Origin of the sequence: Actinomadura craniellae (assembly GCF_003289645.1) — a bacterium.
GTDB lineage: Bacteria > Actinomycetota > Actinomycetes > Streptosporangiales > Streptosporangiaceae > Actinomadura_D > Actinomadura_D craniellae.
Genome location: NZ_QLYX01000001.1, coordinates 95842 through 115139 on the forward strand (window position 1 = coordinate 95842; position 19298 = coordinate 115139).

Here is a 19298-nt window from a genome sequence, read left to right on the forward strand (position 1 = left end):
TGGGGTGGGACTGGGGTTAGTTGAGGAGCCAGCCGCCGTCGACGTGCAGGGACTGGCCGGTGATGAAGGACGAGGAGGGGGCGGCCAGGAAGGCGACGGCGGCTGCGACGTCTTCGGGGCGCCCGCGCCGGGGGACGCACTGGCGGCGGATCTGTTCTGCGGGAGCAGTGCGGTGCTGGAGCGGTATGTCGTGCTCGGCGTCGACCTGGATGGCTCCCGGCAGGACGGTGTTCACGCATACCCCGTGCGGACCGAGTTCGCGGGCCAGAGAACGGGTGAGGCCGTGGAGTCCGGCTTTGGCAGCACTGTAGGCGACGAGACCAGCGCGGCCGGCGCGGGCGTTGACGCTGCCGATGTTGATGATCCGGCCCCAACGGCGTTCGGTCATGGCCGGGGTGAGGGCCTGGCATACGCGGTAGTGGGCGGTCAGGTTCACCTCCAGAGAGTAGGCCCATGCGGCCTCGTCGGTGTCGGGCCAGGGGACGCGAGGGTAGGAGCCGGCGTTGTTGACCAGGACGTCGACGGGCCCGAGTCGGGCGCGGACCTGATCGTGTATCGCGGTGACCTGCGCGGGGTCGGTGAGGTCACCGTGGACCGCGACGCCCTCGTACGGCAGCGACTGGACGATGACGTCGGCCTCCTCGTGCTGAGCGAGGTGGTTGACGGCCACTGCTGCTCCGGCCGCGGCAAGGGCGCGGGCGATCTCGGCGCCGATGCCGGTGGCTGCGCCGGTGACCAGCGCGATCCGGCCGTGCAGAGGCCGGGAGCGAAGAGGGGCTTCACGAACGCTGAGAGGCACGGTGATCGCTCCGTTCGGCTCGATTGGTAAGCGGGACGGGTGTGGGGTTGAACAGGTCACCGAGCGTTGTGGTGGGGTTGTTGCATTCGGCGGCTTTGATCAGGACCAGGAGGAGGTCTTCGCTGCTGAGGAGAGCAGGAGGGAGAACCCCGAGGATGCGCAGCGTCAGGAAGGCCCGGGCCTGCTGAAGAAACGCATCAGACGGCGTGGCGAGATGGTCGAGGGCGCGGGTGAGGGCGGCGTGACGGCCAATGCCGGTGTTCCAGGTGTAATGGACGCTGATGTGCCGGTCGGTTTTCGCCAGAGTGCAGTGCTCGATCCAGGGAGCGGTGTGCGGGGAAAGGGCTAGGCGGAGTGTGCGCTGATAGGTGCCGGGCTGGTAGCGGGGGACAAGCCAGCCGCCCAGGGCCATGAGGTACCACAGGAGGTTGGCGCTCTCGCCGGTGAGGGTGTTACGGCCGGCATGCTCGAAGTCGAGCCAGCACAAGGGGTCGGCGATGTTCGGTTCGGTGGGGTCACCCTGGGTGATGGCGGTCAGCCACCGGCTGGCCGGATTCAGGGCGTGCCGGGTACGGCCGATGATGGCGGGCAAGTCCACGACAAGATCACGGCCGTTGGCAGTGAGGGTGTAGCGGCGCAGTTGGCCGGTCGTGATCGTAGTGCCGGTACCGGGCAGAGTAAGGGGTAGGTCCTGGTGGAGGTACCAGGCGTCGAGTCTTCCGCCGTTCTTGATCCGGTTGGCGTACAGGCCAGGCATGCATTGCGAGAGCGGGGCCAGTTCGCCGGTGGTCTCGGCAGCCGCTCGCAGGTCCCGGCAGACACCCTCAAGGAGGGCATGTAGCCGGGGCAGAACGCTCTGGTCGCGGTCGGCCAGCGCGATTAGGTCGCCGAGCAGGAACCGGCAGCGACCGCTGGCAAAGACATCCTCGTAGATCACCACATGCGACTGCGCCAGAGCCCGGCGGCCCAGGAGCGCCGGAGCAGAGAAACGGGAGGCGATCTGGTGCCAGCCGCGAACCTCGACGTCGGCCTGCTGCGCGGTGGTGCGCTTGCCGAACACCGGCCGGCGGGCCGCCGGTCGCCTGCCGCTGCTCACGGTGTGCCCTCCCGCACTGTCGACAGCCACAGCTCCAAGACGAGACGGGCGAGGGCCTCGGCCTGGTCGTGATCGGTGCGGGCCGCGCTTAGCAGGCCGTTGATCTCGGGATGGATGCCGGTGAGGAGCGTGGTGAGGGCGTCGTCGTCGGCGGGGCATTCGGTGCCCGCGAACCGGAGCTGGATCTTCGCCAAGAGCGCGGTGACCTTGTACAGGGTGCGTAGGTCGAAGGTGGGGCGCAGAAGCTGGCGGCGGATCTCGATGGCGGCTTGGATACCGTCGCGGACACTGGCTTCGACATCGTCGGCGGCCGCGGGGGTTGGGAGCGTCAGGCCGGGAGCGCACCACAGGGCGGTCAGCGCTCCAGTGCCCAGGAGGGCCAGGACGTGCAGCAGGCGGGAGGAGACCACACCGGTGGCGCACTCCTCACGGGTGAGGACCGTCAGGCCCAACTTGACGCCGCCGAGCTCGCCTTCCAGGCCGGCCAGGATCTCCCGCATGCCAGGAAGCGCGTCTGAGGCGGCAACGACGAAGACGTCAAGGTCGCTCCAGCAGTGCTGGTACTTGCCCTGGGCGCCGCTGCCGGTGACGGCCAGCAGGTCGATCAAGGGCTGTGCCCCGGTCATCTGCTCTAGGACGGCCGACAGGTACGCCTCCAGATGAACCGGCAGACCAAGGGTGTTCACCGGAACCGTGGACGGTCGATGGGAGGGCCAGCGGATGCCCAGCGCGAGGCGGTCCAGACGTCGCTCCAGCTGAAGGCGGCTTCCGCTGTTGTCGATGACCTCATGAGCGATGCCGGCGATTTTCTCGGCACCACGGCTGATCTTGGTTCTGTCGCGTTCGGTGACGTCGCGCGCACCGAGTGGGCTGCGGGCAGCACGCACCGCGAAGGGCGTTTGGAGGTAGGTGATGGTCAGTTGCGGGCCGAGCATCCGTGTGAGTTCGGCGGTGGAGCCGAGGCTGTGCAGAGACTCGATGCTCACCTGGTCCAGGAAGTGGTGGGCCGCGCAGTACCGGTCCAGAGCGTCCACGATCAGCTCGGCCTGCGTGGCATCGCCGAGTGCGTACGGGTCGGTGATCTGGCACCGGTCGGCGGTGTCCGCGAGGAGATGGCCGATCTTGAGGCGGGCGTGCCCGTGGCGGGTACGCAGGTACTCGCCGGCTGTGCTCTTACCGCTCTCGGAGAGCCCACCGAGTGCCACAACACGCACGCCTGCGAGCGCCCGTGTGGGGATGGCCAGGTGGAGCGCGTGCACCCGCTGGCGGAGTTCGTCCTGGACGGCGATGGTGGGCCGGTCCCCGACGGTGATGACGTAGGCGAACCGGCCGCTTGCTACAAGGCGGTTGACCTGGTCGTGGAGGTGCCGCTGGTAGGCGGCGTAGGCGTTGGTGACGCGCGCCTCGTGGGACAAACTGCGCCTCGTCCCCTCTGCCGGGTCGGTGCAGTGCACAAGGACGACTGCATGCTCGGCCGCCTCCGCCGCCTGGAGGTCCCGAACATAGGGGGCCAGCAAAGCACGGGCCCGGTCGGCGGCTGCCTGCGGCGCCAACTGCTCCCGGAAGGCCACGGTTGCGGCCACGGACGCTTCCAGCATCGGGACGCCCCGATCAAGGAACCGGACCGGTGCTGAGGGGCGGCGATGCGCGCGTTCGAGGTAGGAGCAGGCCAGCACGTCGACGACCTCCTCCACGAGGCCGGTCTCGAACCACCAGCGACCCATCCCGTTGGCCTTGATCGGTTCCCAGCGGGCGTCGTAACCGTCGAGCGGGCCGCCGGTGCAGGCGGCCGCACCCATTCGCCGGGCCAAGAGCCTGATTTGTGTGGTTTTGCCGGTGTTATCTGGGCCGCTGAGCGCGATCGACACGAATTGCGCCGGTGGGGCGGGAACGGTCATCCTGCGGCTCCTTTCGCAAGGCGTGCGTGAGGGCGTGGTGCACCGTCTGGTCGACCAGTTGAAAAGGGCTTCACGGTCACCCGGTGCTGTCTCCCACCACAGCGGGCCTCATCGCGTGCATGAAGCCGCTGCCCGCCGCACGCACGCCGTTTGCGCGTTGCGCACACGGCCTCGATGAACGGCTACCGCCCGGCTACCGTTGTCAGGCTGATGTCTGTCGGCTCTCCAGGGGCGGCCATGCGCTCACAGGTACCGAACTGGGACTCCTCCCGGGCACGAATCCTCATCGCCCAGGGCGACGTGGGCGGGCTCATCCGCTGGGCCCGTAGCGAACGCGGATGGCGCCAGATCGACCTCGGTAAGGTCACTGGCTACTCCGCATCCGCCGTCAGCCGGCTCGAGACAGCGAAACGTTCGGCCACCGACCTCGACATGCTCAAGGCCTTCGCTGATGCACTGGTCATCCCCTCAGGTGTTCTGACTGCGGTTTTGGGCGTGGCACCTGCCCAGAGCACTACAGTTGCCAGCGCTGGGTGGCATGCCGAGTGCAAGGAGGATCCGATGAAGCGCCGGTCCCTGCTCCAGGCCGCCGGCCTCGCCGTGCCCCTCAACGTCATCAACGGCTTCAACGAAGCCCTTGCGCTGCTACCGAGCCCCACCTCGGCGCCCACCCCGGCTGCCCTGTCCGCCGAGTACCGTACGGCGCGTTCCCTGTTCAATCAGGGAGCTCACACCGAACTCATCAAGATGCTGCCCAACCTCCTGGCCACCGCCCAGGCCCGTGCCGACGACGGGGGCGAGGCCGACTACGCCAGGCTCGCGGGCTGCTACGACCTGGCGACCGAAGCCTTAGCGAAGATCGGCCGGTACTCCGCGAGCCGTATCACCGCCGACCGGTCCAACACCTACTCCCGCCTGTCCGGCTCGCCGCTGGTCGCAGCCGCCTCGGCCCGCGCTTTCAGCATCGTGCTGCGCCACGAGGGCCGCGCCGACACCGCTCAGCGAGTCACTCTCAGCGCCGCCGCCCAGGTCGAAGCGACCGGACTGACGACGCCCGCCCAAGCTGTGACCTTCGCGCAGATGCTCTGCACCGCGGCCTACACCGCCGCCCAAGCCGGCGACCGCGACCGCGCCCTGGAAATGATCGGCGACGCCGAACGCGCCACCGCCCTCCTGCTCGACCAGCCCACCGGCCCTGGCCATGGCTTCAATGTCACACCGGCCTCCGTCACCCTCTACAAGGTCGGAGTGCTGTGGTCCCTGGGCGACGCCGGCGCGGCCGTTCATGCGGGCCGGGACCTCCGCGCGGCGCAGTTCCCCACCGCCGAACGCCGCGGACGGCTCCACACCGACATGGCCCGAGCCTGGTGGCAGTGGAAGAAGCCAGAACAAACCGCACACGCCCTCCTGGCCGCCTACCACGCGGCGCCCTCCGAAGTCCGCGACCGCCCTAGCATCCGTTCCATCGTCACGGACCTTTCCAAGCGATACCCCCGTACCAGCGGTGTACGGGAACTGATCACCGCCACACGCATCCGCCCCGTATAACCTTGGCGACGCACCCCCAGCCCAGGGGAGGCACGGCGATCCGATAGCCACCTCGTCGAGTTCAACCTCTTTGTCGGCGACGGTGGGTACACCGGCCAGGGGTTGTCGAAGGACCCTGCGGTCATCCAGTCACGCGTGGCGGCATCGGTAAAGTCGTAGCTCCAACGACATCCATCCAGTGTCCTATGGGGAAGCGTAAATAGTGTGCCCTCTGCGAACTGAGCCAATGGCGAGGCGGGTAAAGTTACCCTCTCTATTACCAATTCTGTTCCGCAGCCTTGCGCTGATCACATTGCTGAGTCTTGCTCTAGGCTGCACAGGTGAAGATGAAGTCCGAGGTAGTGGCCATGTAGCCAGCAAATCTCTGCGGGCATATGTATCACCCGATGGCAGATGTATCGTCTTCACCTTCAACCGGGGAGTAAACGAAATCGTCGACGTGAAGCTCGACGAGCGACCGAAGGAAGTGGTCGTTCGGCTACAGATAACCGGATCGAACGACCCTGCGGTCGCCATGGCGGTGGAAGGGTCTGCAACTGTCGATCTGGAAGCTCCGCTGGGAACCCGGGTGGTCCGGACCGAGGAGGGAACGCCCGTCGAGGTACACCGCCGTTCGCAGTGACCGCCACCATTTTTCGGGACGGTGACGCTGGTGCGGTTGCCCGACGGGTCGTAGCCGAAGCCGACGGTCCGCGGCACGGTGCCGTTCTCGTCCAGGTCCCTGGCGGTGATCCGCCGTCCGGCCCGGTCGAAGCCAGCGATGGCGCTGGTACCGAGGGGGCCGGTGGCTTTGACCAGCCGCCCGGCAGAGTCGTATTCCGGGTCCTGGGCGTCAGGTAAGGGTCTGGGCGGCCCTGGCATGCGCCTGTGTTGCGATCTGGTGCAGGATGCTCACCATGTCGCCGCGCGGCCCGGGCTCCTGGTTGGGAATGCGGATCTCGATGAGGTGGTCCCGGAAGCGGACGACCTGCACCCAGTGCCAGACGTAGCCGGTGGCGTCGACGATCCGGTACGCCCACGAGCGGTCGCCGACCGGTGCCGCAGGAAGCGGCTCGACGCGTCCGGCCGCTCCATTGCCGCCGGTCATCCGGGAGCAGTCGCCGGGCGCGCGCTCATCGTCCAGCAGGCCCAGGACCTGCGGCGGCCCGGTGATGATCGCCTCGCTGAACGTCAGGCTCTCCTGCGGGGTACGGGCATCGGGGCCGAGCGAAGGCCGGGGCGAGCTCAGCTTGCTGATGGCCAGTTGCACCCCGGGCGTGGTGGTGAAGTCACCGGCGAGCACCACCCACATCCCCGCGGCCCGCTTCCGGCAGGATGCAGCTCCGGCGAAGGGGCTGCTGATCTGACGGAACCCGAAGAACAGCGACCCGCGGTCCCGGACGGGAAACCGCACGGCCGCGCCGGGAACATCCGGGACCGCGGCCGGCGCCGCGGACCCGTCCGCCTGGAACCGGGTGAGCAGCGCGGCGACCAGGCGAGGGTCGGCGTCGCCGCTGCCGGGATTGGGGACCCCGGCGTCGTCGCCGGGCCGTGAGAGCCGCACCCTCAAGCTCGGCGTGGACACCACGGTGTCCGCCGAACGGGACGACGCGGGCACCGGATCCGTGGCGGCCCGCTCGGCTCCGCAGCCCGCCGACAGCACGACCAGCGCCACGACCGGGACCGCGCGTGCGGCCATGCCCACCGGTGCGTTCCTCAGGACCGAGCGCATGCTCGCCACCTCCCCATCCGTCGACCCGACCATGATCCATCACAGCGGTGAGAGGCGGTCATGGCCTGGCCACCTCCGGCCTGCCCGTACCGGGACATCCACGCGGCCCCACTCGGATAATCTTTAAAGATCGCGCTGGATGAGCCTGATTCCATATACCCTCCGGGTTCGCTTCAGGAGTCGGGTGGGTGTCCTTATGGGAAGGCAGAAGTCCATGTCTGCGTTCGAAGAACTCAAGGCGCTGGTCGGGCCGCCCGACTGGGAAGTCCCGGTGCTGGACTGGGTGGGGATACGGGACGAGATCGGATTCGAGCCCCCTGCGGACTACCGGCTTCTCGTCGAGTCATATCCTCCGTTCGCCTTCGATAATTTCCTCGATACCCATCATCCGGGCACTCCTGGCTGTAAGCACTTGCAGACCTGCGCAGACAACATCCTCGAAGGCGCCCGCATGCTACAAGAAGAATTCGAGGACATGGTTCCGTACCCGCTGTATCCCAAGGAAGGCGGGCTCTACCCGTGGGCTAGAACGGCGAATTCCGATAACATTTTCTGGCGAACCGCCGGCCATCCGGATTTGTGGACGATCGTGGTCGCCGGTCGCAGCTACGGTGAAGGCGACTGGTGGGAGTTCGCTGGATCCACCACCGAGTTCCTGGTCGGTGTGATCACCCGGAGAGTGCGGTGTCCGGCTCTGACAGAGGATTTCCCCGGCCCTGATCCAGTCATCAGTCAGTACCTTCGGGATGAGCTGGGCTGGGATTGATATTGCTGTCGATATTAGATTGCCTGACATGCTTTTAGTGAGGCGGAGACTTCATTAGACCGGTTGGTGGGCCTGTCCATCGGCTTACTTTGCGTCCATCGTGGCTCAGGTCGTTTTCCCGAAACTAGCCGTGCTCTCGTTGGTGCGCTCGGGTTCGGCCGGACACCACTCCGCACTTTGTCGCAGTGGCGGTCGGGCCAGTACCAGCCCCAGTCTTTGATGATGGTCTGGAAGCCAGGTCTTCATTGCCTCGACATCCGATTCCCAACTTGCGATCCCCAGTAGATGCCCATGCTCTGGATGCTTGCCCCGTTCATGGCAGCAGGAGGGTCTTCCCGACGACGGCGCGGGACTCGATCGCGGCGTGCGCGTCGGCCGCCCGTTCCAGCGGGAACGTCCGGCCGATGACCGGGGTGAGGCGGCCCGCCGCGGCCTCGGCCAGCGCCCGCCCGATCAGCCGGTCGCGCTCCGCGGGGACGAGCTGGACGTGCTGGATGCCGCGGACGGTGATGCCCCGCCGCCCGGCCTCGGCCGGGTCGATCTCGGTGAACCCGCCACCGGGGGCGCCGTGCGCGGAGAACCGCCCGCCGGGCGCGGTGATCTCGAACGCCTCCCGGCCGATCCGCCCTCCGGCGCCGTCCAGGACCAGGTCCGGCCCGGCCCCGCCGGTCGCCTCGACCACCCGGCCGGCCCAGCCCGGCCCGGTGTAGTCGACGGCGACGTCCGCGCCCAGCTTGCGGGCCAGCTCCAGCTTCGCCCCGCCCCGGGCGGCGGCGACGACCCGGGCCCCGGCCGCCCGGGCCAACTGGACGAGCAGCACGCCCATCCCGCCGCCCGCCGCCAGGATCAGCACGCGCTCGCCCGGCCGGATCCCGTTCTGCTCGAGGAGGGCCAGCGCGGTGGGCCCGTCGTGCAGCAGCGCGGCGGCCTCGGCGAGCCCCAGCCCCTCGGGCACCTCCGCCAACCGCCCGGCCGGCACCGCCACCCGCTCGGCGTACCCGCCTCCGGCCCCGTCCTTGACGCCGACGCGGGCGGCCACCCGCCGGCCGACCCATCCCGCCTCCACGCCCGCCCCGGCCGAGACGACCGTGCCGGCCACCGCGCCGCCCGGCACGTAGGGCGGACGCACGTCGAAGAACTCCTCCCCCCACCCGCCGCGGATCGACGTCTCAACGAAGATCACGTCCACGGCGGCCACCTCGATCATCACCTGCCCGTCCTCGGCCACCGGCTCGGGCGCGTCCACCGCCACCAGCACTTCGGGCCCACCGAACCGCTCCACCCGAATCACCCGCATGTCTGCTCCTCACTCGGCGAACGTCCCGGCCAGTCTCAAACCTCAACCCCGATCGAGGTCAACCTCCGGTTACGGAACGGATTGTTCGAGGGCAGCAAGGCCGCGCCGGCGGCCGGTGACGTCACGCTCAGGTGATGTGCATTAGGGGCAGGGTGGTCATTTCCTGATAAGCAGTCCGATTTGGTTATGTGATGCAGATCACATCACGCACAGTGGTGGTGATCATCGCTGGACTCTCGGTCAACTTCCCAGCTCGGATTCGATCTTCCAGGGCCGCCGGGAGGGGATGCGAGTGATCTTGCAGGGAGTGAGAGGCGGCCGGCCGGAATCGTTCACCTCGCGGCCCTGTACGTCCGCTCGGAAGTTGATCTAGCCTGCGGGCGTCCGACGGGTTGTTCGCGGCTTTCACTGAGAATCCCCCGCACAGGGGTCTCTTTGGCATGCCCGCGTTCTCCCCGGCGGACCTGCGCGTTGGAAACGGAGCGGAGGCCCGGGTGGGACGTTCGCGGTTCGTCGTCTGGCTGGCGGAGTCACAGTGGGTTCGCCCAGTGGCCCTGCTCCTGGCACTGTCACTGACCGTCGGGCTACTGGGCGGAGGCGGCACCCCGTCGATGCCCTCCCTGATGAACAGGGCCGACGTCGTCACCCCTGATCAGCAGGCCGGCACCGCCAAGGGCCGCTCCCACCGCGCCACTGCCCGGCAGACCACCGCCGGAAGCGACGGCCGCCGCGTCATGCCCAAGCCGCCGAAGGACGTCCTCCCCCTCGACGGCAAGCACACCCCCAAGGTGGTGACCGACACCGCCGCGCAGCGCCCCGCACCCCCGGCCCTCAAGCGGATGCCGGAGCCGGAACCACCCAAGATCACCGGCTTCGACGAGCAGAAGAGCCAGGAGGACCCCGCCCAGCGCACCCGGTACGCTACCGCTACAAGAACCCCGACGGCACCTGGACGGGCCGCTTCCACACCCGCCCGGTGAACTACCAGGCCCCGAACGGAGCCTGGCAGCCCATCGACCCGAGACTGGTCACCACCGGCCAGGGCAACTGGCGCAACACCGCCGACAGCGTGCGGCTGGAGTTCGGCGGCACCGCCACCGGCCGGGACCTGGCCCTCATCGACTTCGGGAACGGCCGCCGCTTCGGCTTCGGCATCGAGGGCGCGGGCACCACCCCCGGCACGGTCGAGGGCGACGTCATCACCTACGCGAACGTGCGCCCCGGCGCCGACCTGGTGCTGCAGTCCCTCAACGGCGGCAGCGTCAAGGAGAAGATCGTCCTGCGCTCGCCGGACGCCCCGGCCGAGTGGGAGTTCTCGCTGCGCACCGAGGGCGTCACCCCGCGGCTCGCCGCCGACGGCAGCGTCGAACTGGTCGACGCCACGGGCAAGGTCATCGCCCACATCCCACACGGCTTCATGATCGACTCCAAGGTCGACCCCCGCTCCGGCGACCCCGCCCGCTCCGAGCAGGTGACCTACGCCCTGGAGCAGCGCGCCGGGATCTGGATCCTCAAGGTCTCCGCCGACCGGCAGTGGCTGGCCGACCCCGCCCGGGTCTACCCCGTGACGATCGACCCGACGGCGGTGTGGAACTACAACGACACCTCCGACACCTACGTCCAGACCGGGTACGGCTCCAGCCCCTACACCGAGCACGAGCTGAAGGCCGGCACCTACAACGGCGGCGGCTCCAGGGCCGCCACCTACCTGGGCTTCTCCCAGGTCGACAACGAGCTCAGCCACGCCAAGATCTACGACGTCGACCTGCAGCTGTTCAACTTCTGGTCCTACTCCTGCACCGCCCGCGCGGTCTCCGTCCACCCGGTCACCCAGAGCTGGTCGCAGAGCGGCATCGCCAACTACCCCGGCCCCTCCTACGGCGCGGCGCTCAGCTCGCGCAGCTTCGCCAGCGGCTGGATCCCCGAGGGGTCCGGCAGCAGCCCCTGCCCGGCCAGGTGGCAGGGCATTGACCTCGGCGACAACGGCAACGCGCTGGTCCAGGGCTGGGTGAACGGCACCAAACCCAACTACGGCCTCACCGTGCGGGCGTCGGGTTCGGACAGCTACGGCTGGAAGAAGTTCGGTTCCCGGGAGACGCCCAACGGCCCGTACCTGACGATCACCTACAGCCCCTACAACGCGACGTACGCCTTCGCCGACAACCCGCCCCAGGTGAACCCGCCGATCCTGAACAACCAGGCCGGCAACATCAAGGTGAAGGTCACCAACAAGGGCCACGACACCTGGACACCGTCCAACGGCTACAAGCTGACCTACGGCGTGTTCGACAAGTCGGGCAACCAGGTCTGGCACACCGCGGCGGCGACGGCCATGCCGAGCAACGTCGCCTACAACCAGACGGCCACGGTGAACGCCCAGGTCAACCCGCTGCCGCCGGGCACCTGGACGATCAAGTTCGACATGGTCTACGACCCGCCCGGCAGCGGGCTGTGGGCGACCTTCTCCGAGTGGGGCGTGCCGCGCACCGCCCAGGTGCAGGTGACGGTCCCGGACATCCCGAGCCAGCTCAACGAGATGTCCCCGCGCAACAACTTCCAGGTGAGCACGCTGCGCCCACAGCTGTTCGCCGAGGCGCAGAGCGGGGACACCTGGCCCTCGGCCAACGTCTCCTACCAGTTCACGGTGTGCGCCCCGCCGTGGGTCTCCTGGGAGTGGTGCGAGAACTCGCCCTGGCAGCAGAACCCCAAGTGGACGCCCCCCGACCGGCTCGCCTGGGGCAAGGAGTACTACTGGACGGTCTCCGTCAACGACGGCGGCGGCACCACCACCAACGGGCCCTGGTACAAGTTCGTCACCAACCCGCAGCAGCCCACGATCACCTCGCACCTGGCCGGCCCGGCGTCCGCGGGCCAGGAGTTCGACCACCAGACCGGCAACTACACCACCACGGTCACCGACGCCCACGTCGCCACGGCCGGCCCGCCGCTGTCGGTGGTGCGCAGCTACAACAGCCTTGACCCGCGCACCGGCGGGGCGTTCGGCGCCGGCTGGAGCACCCGCTTCGACATGCGCGCCGTGCCCGACGACGACGGCACCGGCAACGTCGTGGTCACCTACCCCGACGGCCAGGAGGTCCGGTTCGGCCGCAACAACGACGGCACCTTCTCGCCCCCGCTGGGCCGGACGGCGACGTTCGCGGCCGTGTCCGGCGGCGGCTGGCGGCTGATGGACAAGGCGTCCGTCTCCTACGTCTTCGACGCCTCGGGCCGGCTGGAGAAGGTCACCGACCACAGGGGCCGCGAGCAGGTCCTGACCTACGGGACCGGCGGGAAGCTGCAGACCGTCACCGCCACCGGCGGCCGCTCGCTGACCTTCACCTGGACCGGCGACCACGTGACGTCGGTGAGCACCGACCCGGTGAACGGCAGCCCGCTCACCTGGACCTACACCTACACCGGCGACCGGCTCACCAAGGTCTGCCCGCCGGGTTCCACCACGGAGTGCACCCTCTACGAGTACGAGGGCGGCTCCCACTACCGCACCGCGGTGCTGGACGACAACCCGACCGGCTACTGGCGGCTGAACGAGCCCAGCGGAGCGACGATCAACAACGTCGTCCCCACGGTCCTGGGCGGCGGCAACGCCACCGCGACCAGCACCACCTACGGCCACACCGGGGCGCTGACCGGCACCGGCGACACCGCGCTCGGCTTCAACGGCACCACGTCCCGGGTCAGGCTGCCCGACCGCCTGATCAGCCGGGAGGACGGCCACCTCTCGGTGGAGCTGTGGTTCAAGACCACCGGCAAGGGCACCCTCTTCTCCCACCAGAACGCGACCATGGGGACGGCGTCCAGCAGGTACACCCCCGCCGTCTACATCGGGAACGACGGCAAGCTCCGCGCCCAGTTCTGGAACGGCTCGGCCAACCCGATCACCTCGGCGGCCGCGGTCAACAACGGCCAGTGGCACCACGTCGTCCTGTCCGGCCAGGGCGGCAGCCAGACCCTCTACCTCGACGGCGACGTGGTGGGCACCCGCACCGGCGCCATCGACCACCTCAACACCCCCTACGCCTACCTCGGCTACGGCTGGGCCTCACCGAGCTGGCCGCAGACGGTCGCCGCGCACGGCGCCTTCATGTACACCGGCCAGATCGATGACGTGGCCGTCTACGACCGGACCCTGGACCTGGGCGCGGTCCGCGCCCACTACGCCACCCGGCTGGAGGCCCAGCAGCTCGACAAGGTGACGCTGCCCAGCGGCCGGATCCAGGCGATCAACACCTACGACGTCGCCAACGACCGGCTGGCCACGCACGTGGACCGCAACGGCGGCACCTGGACGCTGGGCACCCCCACCTACACCGGCACCGCCGACGAGCCGGTCCGCAACATCACGCTGACCGACCCGCGCAGCGGCACGCTCGACTACACCTACGACCCGCTGCGCGGTAACCGGCTGGTCACCGAGAAGGACCAGCTCGACCACACCACGACCTACGCCTACGACACCGGCGGCAACATCTCCAAGATCACAGACCGGAACGGCAACGTCACCGACCTGTGGTACGACGAGCGCGGCAACAAGCGCTACCAGCAGCGCTGCCGCGACGCCGACACCTGCCACCGGGAGTACTGGGAGTACTACGTCAACGCGGCCGACCCGTTCGACCCGCGCAACGACCAGCTCACCCAGTACACCGACGGCCGGACCCTCAACCCGTACTCCACCCCGTACGCGTTCTGGTGGCAGTACGACACCCACGGCCAGCAGATCTCGGCGTTCATGCCGCCGACCGATGACCACCCCTACCGCGGCCTGAACTACACCTACACCGACGGCACCGAGCCCGCGGTCGGCGGCGGCACCACCCCGGCCGGGCTGCTCAAGACCCGCACCAACAACAGCGGGACCACCGTCCTCACCAACGCCTACAACTCGGCCGGCGACCTGGCCCGCACCACCGACGCCGCCGGCAAGGTCGTCGAGTTCGGCTACGACGCGCTCGGCCGGGTGACCGGCCGGACCGAGATCACCACCGCCCACCCCGCCGGCGTCACCACCACCTTCGGCTACGACGGCCAGGGACGGCTGATCCGGCAGACCGGCCCGCCGGTGCTCAACGAGATCACCAACGCCACCCACACGGCAGAGCTGCGCCGCACCTACGACGCCGACGGCAACCCGCTCACCCAGACCCTCGCCGACACCACCGGCGGCAACCCCGACCGCGTCACCACCCACACCTACGACGCGCACGGCCGGATCCACACCACCACCGACCCCGAGGGCGGGACGGAGACCTACGGCCACGACACGACCGGCGCCCGGACCAGCCTGACCGACGCGGCCGGCGCCCAGTACACGTTCGCCTACTCGGTGCGCGGCGAGCTGCAGACCCGCACCCTGGAGGACTGGACCGGCAACCCGAACAACCCCAGCCCCGCCGCCGACGTCGTCCTGGACTCCTACGCCTACGACCCCGGCGGCCGGCTCGCCTCGCACACCGACGCCATGGGCCGGACCAGGGCGTACGCGTACTACGGTGACGACCTCCTCGCCACCGTCACCGCCCAGAACGCCCGGGTGAACGGCTCGACCACCCCGCAGAACGTGCCGCTGGAATCCCGCACCTACGACGGCGGCGGGCGGCTGACCTCCCTGGTCGCCGGCGGGCAGCAGCGCACCGACTACGTGTACGACGAGACCGGCACGCTGATCGCGGAGATCATCGACCCCGAGGGCGTCGCCCGCCGCACCGACTACCGGCTGAACCCCGACAACCAGATCATCAAGATCACCCGGACGGGCGCCGACACCGAGGACGACGACGTCACCGACTTCACCTACGACGACCTGGGCCGGATGACGGGCCAGACCGTCGACAACGGTGACGAGAACCTCACCACCACGCTCACCCTGGACCAGCGGGGCCTGGTCACCCAGGTGGTCGAACCCCGGGGGAACGCCCCCGGCGCCACCCCCGCGAACTACGCGACCACCATGCGGTACGACGCCGCGGGACAGCTCGTCCAGGTGACCGCGCCCCCGGTGCAGGTGGTCCGCGGCGAGGGGACCCCCGCCACCGCCCAGCCCGTCACCCGGATGGGCTACAACGCCGGCGGCGAGCAGACCCACGTCACCGACCCCGAGGGACGCACGGTCACCACCGGCTACGACAAGGCCGGCCGGCCGATCTCAACGACCTCTCCCGCGTACACCCCGCCGAACGGGACCGCCCTCACCCCGCAGGTCACCACGGAGTACGACGCCGCCGGACGGATCATCGAGGCGACCAACGCCCGCGGCCACACCACCAAGCACTTCTACGACGTGCTCGGCAACCTCGTCCGCACCGAGGACCCCAAGCTCGCCGACGAGAGCCAGCCCGGCAAGTGGCGGTTCGAGTACGACCTGCTCGGCGAGCAACTGGCCGCCACCGACCCGACCGGCGCCCGGGTCGAGGCCACCTACGACGACCTGGGCCGCCAGATCACCCAGACCGTCCTGGAGCGGTACCCGACGCCCGCCGCGTACACCACGCACACGGCCTACGACCCGGCCGGGAACCCGACCTCCACCACCCGGCCCGCCGGGGACTCGATCACGAACGTCTACAACGGCGCAGGCGACCTCACCGAGGTCACCAACGCACTCGGCAAGACGTCCACCTTCGGCTACGACTTCGCCGGCCGGATGGTCAAGGCCACCGACCCGCTCGGCCACAGCACCGTCGCGGGCTTCGACCGGGCCGGCCGGCAGACCACCGCTCGGGACCTGGACGAGAACGGCGCTGTGCTGCGGACCGTCGGCTTCGGCTACGACCCGGCGGGCAACCGCACCAGCGTCACCTCCGCCGAGGGCCACACCAAGCAGTACGCCTACGACGCGGGCAACCGGCTCACCCAGCTCGTCGAACCGGTGTCGGCCGGCACGTCCATCACCACCGCCTTCGGCTATGACGCCGGCGGCCAGCGCACCCGGCTGACCGACGGCCGCGGCAACACCACGGTCACCACCTATAACACCCTCGGCCTGGTCGAGGCGGTCATCGAACCCGTCACCAGCGCCTACCCCACCCTGGAGGCGCGTTCCTGGACGACCTCCTACGACGGCGCGGGCAACCCCGTCTTCGAGGACAAGCCCGGCGAGGTGACCGTCACCCGGACCTTCGACGAGCTCGGCCGGCTGACCAGGGAGGCCGGGGTCGGTGGCACGGGGACCACCCCTGATCGGCGGTTCGGGTACGACCTGGCGGGCCGCAGGCTCCGCGTCTCGGCCCCCGACGCCGACATCCTCACCACCTACAACGACCGCAGCCTGCCGCTGTCCACGATCAGCCCCGGCGGCCAGACCGCCCAGTTCGCCTACGACGCCAACGGCCGCCCCACCAGCCGCACGGACGCGGCCGGGACCACCGGGTTCTCCTGGAACGGCGCCGACCTGCTGGACGCGGTCACCGACCCCGCCACCGGCTACGCGACCACCCGGGCCTATGACGACGCGGGACGGCTGACCGACCTCATCTACGGAGCCGGCGGAGCACAACGCCACTACGACTACGACCCGCTCGACCGGCCGACGACCGACGAGCTCACCACGCCTGGTGGGGCCACTCTGGCCAAGATCACCTACGCCTACGACGATGACGACCGGCTCACCCAGAAGACCACCACCGGCACGGCTGGGGCGGGCACGAACGGCTACGAGTACGACCACGCCGGCCGCCTGACCAAGTGGACAGCCCCCGGCGGCGCCATCACCGACTACGGCTGGGACGCCGCCGGCAACCTCGTCCAGGCCGGCTCGACCACCTACACCTACAGCGCACGCAACCGCCTGACCTCCGACGGCACCAAAACCTACGAGTACTCCGCCCGCGGCACCCTCCGCACCGACGGGCCGGTCGCCATCGGCTACGACGCCTTCGACCGCCTAGTCAGCGAAGGCAACATCAGGTACGCCTACGACGGCCTGAACCGCGTCGCCAAACGCACCGACACCTCGACGGGCACCACCACCCGCTCTATCTACTCCACCGATGGCAACGACCTGTCGGCGATCCTCAATCCCGACGGCACCGTCCAGTCCGCCTTCGCCCGCGACCCAGGGGGTGGCCTGCTCAGCGTTCAGTCCGGCAGCCAGTCCCATCTGGCGTACTCCGACCGCCACGACGATCTGACCGCCACCTTCAACCCCGCTGGTACGACCCTGACCGGCTCCAAGTCCTACGATCCCTTCGGTAAGGTCACTGCCAATGGCGGGGCCGGTACTCCACTGGGTTACCAGGGTGAATACACCGACGGCACCACTGGCCGCGTCAACATGCACGCCCGCTGGTACACCCCTGGGACGGGAAGCTTCGCCTCCCGTGACGACTGGACTCTGGAACCTGACCCCAGCGCTAGGGCGAATCGCTATACCTACACCGGCGGCGATCCTCTGTCCCGCATCGACCCATCCGGCCATGATTGGCTTGATTTTCTCAACCACACACTACAACTGGCTATCAAGCCCAGCCCTATGGGGTGGGTTGTGTGGGGTGCGGAAGCAATGTGGTGGATCATAAAGCCCAAGCCGGTAGCCGCCCATCCGTGTGAGATGCCAGGGGGTCCCCCGTGTCCTGTAGTTAGGGGGGATGAGGAGCCTAAAGGTGGTCACCATCAAATCTATTACGAGACAGATTCCATCTATAGAAAAGGTGGCCCTGTATGTGATTGGCGTTGTGTAGCTGTAGGGGGAGCGGGGGCGGCAGCAGCAGCGGCGGCGGCAGCAGCCCGGGCAGCGATGCAAGCGGCGTTGGCTAGGGCTGCGGCCCTCGCTCCGGCACCTCGACCACCGACAAAGCCGGGAATCAGCCAAAAAGATCTGAACAAGATCCGCGACATTGCGGAAAGGGCGGTTCAAGTTGCCGGCGGCATAAACAAGGTCGTCGATATAATCAACGGGATCGATAATGCTCCCGATGCCCGCCCTGATGAGTCGCCAGTTGATGGCGGGGGAGGTGGAAACCGCGACAGGGGCTGCACTCCTGTGAATGACTACGGGCCGGCAGTTCCTTACGAAATATACAAGGCCGCTCCTAATGGGAGGATGGCCAAGGATGGTGTTTATAAGAAAGGACTAGCGCACCCCCAGGGGATCTATGTGAGGTTCTGTAGTGCGCAGCAGTTGGGTGGTGGGAGTGCGGCAAATCCAAGCCTGCTTCCTCTAGGGTTTCCCCTCCCAGATGAAGCTACTGGAAAGTCGCGCAATCCAATCTATTCGAAAAAGCGTGGGGGTGGTTATAAGTGGGCTCGCTGTCATCTGAGAGGGGACAGTTTGGGGGGATCGGGGGATCTGCTCCAGAATCTGGTAACTTGCTATCAGACTCCAGTAAATAGTCCTACGATGAGTAAGTATGAGGAAGACGTTGCCAGGGCAGTGAAACGCAATCAGATAGTGGACTACTGGTCCAGGCCAGTCTCTCCAGCGACTGGAGGTCCTCCACTGTATATACGCATTACTGCAAGGGGGAGATATCGCAATGGAGCGCCCGGTATAAACTTCGATGTGTGTATACTGAACAGCAGGTTCGGGTATCGTCCGGACAATAAAAGGGCTATGGTGATTCGAGGTGACGTTTGTGGATCTTGAAACGATGATCGGGGCGCCGACGGTAACTCCACCGGCTGTAGATTGGCTAGTATTGGAGCATTATATCGGCCTGACGCTTCCTGGTGATTACAAAGGTCTTTTTACGAAGTATGCCGATTTGGAATTCGATTCCTTTCTCTACCTTCCGCACCCTTATCTGGGGGAAGATGTCGACCAGGCTAAAAGTATTTTTGCGTACACTCTCGGCCCGCTGGCCGAAATGAATATGGGCCGAAATGAAATTACCATGTTGGATAATTCGGGCAATCGGTTCGAAGTGGATCCTTACCCGATTTATCCCGAGCCCGGTGGGCTATTTAAGTGGGGCGATACCGTAAATGGTGATTATTGCCTATGGTCAACAATGGATCCCGATCCGGAAAAATGGACCGTGGTGGTTACGAATAGCTCGCTGTGGTGGCATTTTCCGGGTGGATTTACCGAATTCTTGATTGGGGTGATGGGGGGAGGGGTTTATTGCCCGCTGTTTCCCGAGATGTCGCCTGGTGCAATTCCTGATGTTGATCAAATTGAGGTAGTTTGATTTATTGAAATCGAGACGGCCGTGCTGCAGTTCAGTGA

The 19298-nt window shown here is 67.7% G+C and carries 11 protein-coding genes; 6 read left to right on the top strand and 5 right to left on the bottom strand.

The window, feature by feature from the left end; genetic code table 11:
• Positions 1-16: 16 nt before the first annotated feature.
• Genes DPM19_RS00405 through DPM19_RS00415 form a run of 3 tightly spaced genes read right to left on the bottom strand, consistent with a single transcriptional unit; the run spans position 17 to position 3793 of the window.
• Positions 17-799: an SDR family NAD(P)-dependent oxidoreductase gene (locus DPM19_RS00405; RefSeq protein WP_111862737.1), complete on the bottom strand. Its 783-nt coding sequence runs from the start codon at positions 797-799 to the stop codon at positions 17-19.
• Complete coding sequence (locus tag DPM19_RS00410) at positions 780-1895, bottom strand: hypothetical protein (RefSeq protein ID WP_111862738.1); 1116 nt, start codon at positions 1893-1895, stop codon at positions 780-782. Before DPM19_RS00410 ends, DPM19_RS00405 begins: the two co-directional genes overlap by 20 nt.
• Positions 1892-3793 carry a hypothetical protein gene (locus tag DPM19_RS00415; RefSeq protein ID WP_199484755.1) on the bottom strand — a complete coding sequence of 634 codons (1902 nt, stop codon included), beginning with the start codon at positions 3791-3793 and terminating at the stop codon, positions 1892-1894. Before DPM19_RS00415 ends, DPM19_RS00410 begins: the two co-directional genes overlap by 4 nt.
• Before the next feature lie 237 nt (positions 3794-4030).
• On the opposite strand from DPM19_RS00415, the gene DPM19_RS00420 reads away from it, so the two are divergent.
• Positions 4031-5341, top strand: coding sequence for a helix-turn-helix domain-containing protein (locus DPM19_RS00420; protein WP_111863313.1), 1311 nt, complete (start codon positions 4031-4033; stop codon positions 5339-5341).
• Positions 5342-5780: 439 nt separating this feature from the next.
• Positions 5781-5963, top strand: coding sequence for a hypothetical protein (locus DPM19_RS34705; RefSeq protein ID WP_146778700.1), 183 nt, complete (start codon positions 5781-5783; stop codon positions 5961-5963).
• 210 nt (positions 5964-6173) lie between these two features.
• On the opposite strand, the gene DPM19_RS00425 is transcribed toward DPM19_RS34705, so the two are convergent.
• Positions 6174-7052: a hypothetical protein gene (locus DPM19_RS00425; protein WP_146778701.1), complete on the bottom strand. Its 879-nt coding sequence runs from the start codon at positions 7050-7052 to the stop codon at positions 6174-6176.
• Between the two features lie 214 nt (positions 7053-7266).
• On the opposite strand from DPM19_RS00425, the gene DPM19_RS00430 reads away from it, so the two are divergent.
• Positions 7267-7818: a hypothetical protein gene (locus DPM19_RS00430; protein WP_146778702.1), complete on the top strand. Its 552-nt coding sequence runs from the start codon at positions 7267-7269 to the stop codon at positions 7816-7818.
• A gap of 313 nt (positions 7819-8131) precedes the next feature.
• Here the strand turns inward: DPM19_RS00430 and DPM19_RS00435 are convergent, their stop codons facing one another.
• Positions 8132-9115 carry a zinc-binding dehydrogenase gene (locus DPM19_RS00435; protein ID WP_111862741.1) on the bottom strand — a complete coding sequence of 328 codons (984 nt, stop codon included), beginning with the start codon at positions 9113-9115 and terminating at the stop codon, positions 8132-8134.
• Positions 9116-9609: 494 nt separating this feature from the next.
• On the opposite strand from DPM19_RS00435, the gene DPM19_RS00440 reads away from it, so the two are divergent.
• The 3 genes from DPM19_RS00440 to DPM19_RS34710 are packed head-to-tail and all read left to right on the top strand — an operon-like array spanning position 9610 to position 19260.
• Entirely contained in the window at positions 9610-10095 is a 486-nt protein-coding gene (locus DPM19_RS00440) for a hypothetical protein (RefSeq protein ID WP_146778703.1), read from the top strand.
• Positions 10092-18716, top strand: a complete 8625-nt coding sequence (locus tag DPM19_RS36700) for a DNRLRE domain-containing protein (RefSeq protein WP_111862743.1) — start codon at positions 10092-10094, stop codon at positions 18714-18716. Before DPM19_RS00440 ends, DPM19_RS36700 begins: the two co-directional genes overlap by 4 nt.
• Positions 18697-19260, top strand: coding sequence for an SMI1/KNR4 family protein (locus DPM19_RS34710; protein ID WP_146778704.1), 564 nt, complete (start codon positions 18697-18699; stop codon positions 19258-19260). The genes DPM19_RS36700 and DPM19_RS34710 overlap by 20 nt, the downstream gene beginning before the upstream one ends.
• Positions 19261-19298 lie beyond the last annotated feature (38 nt).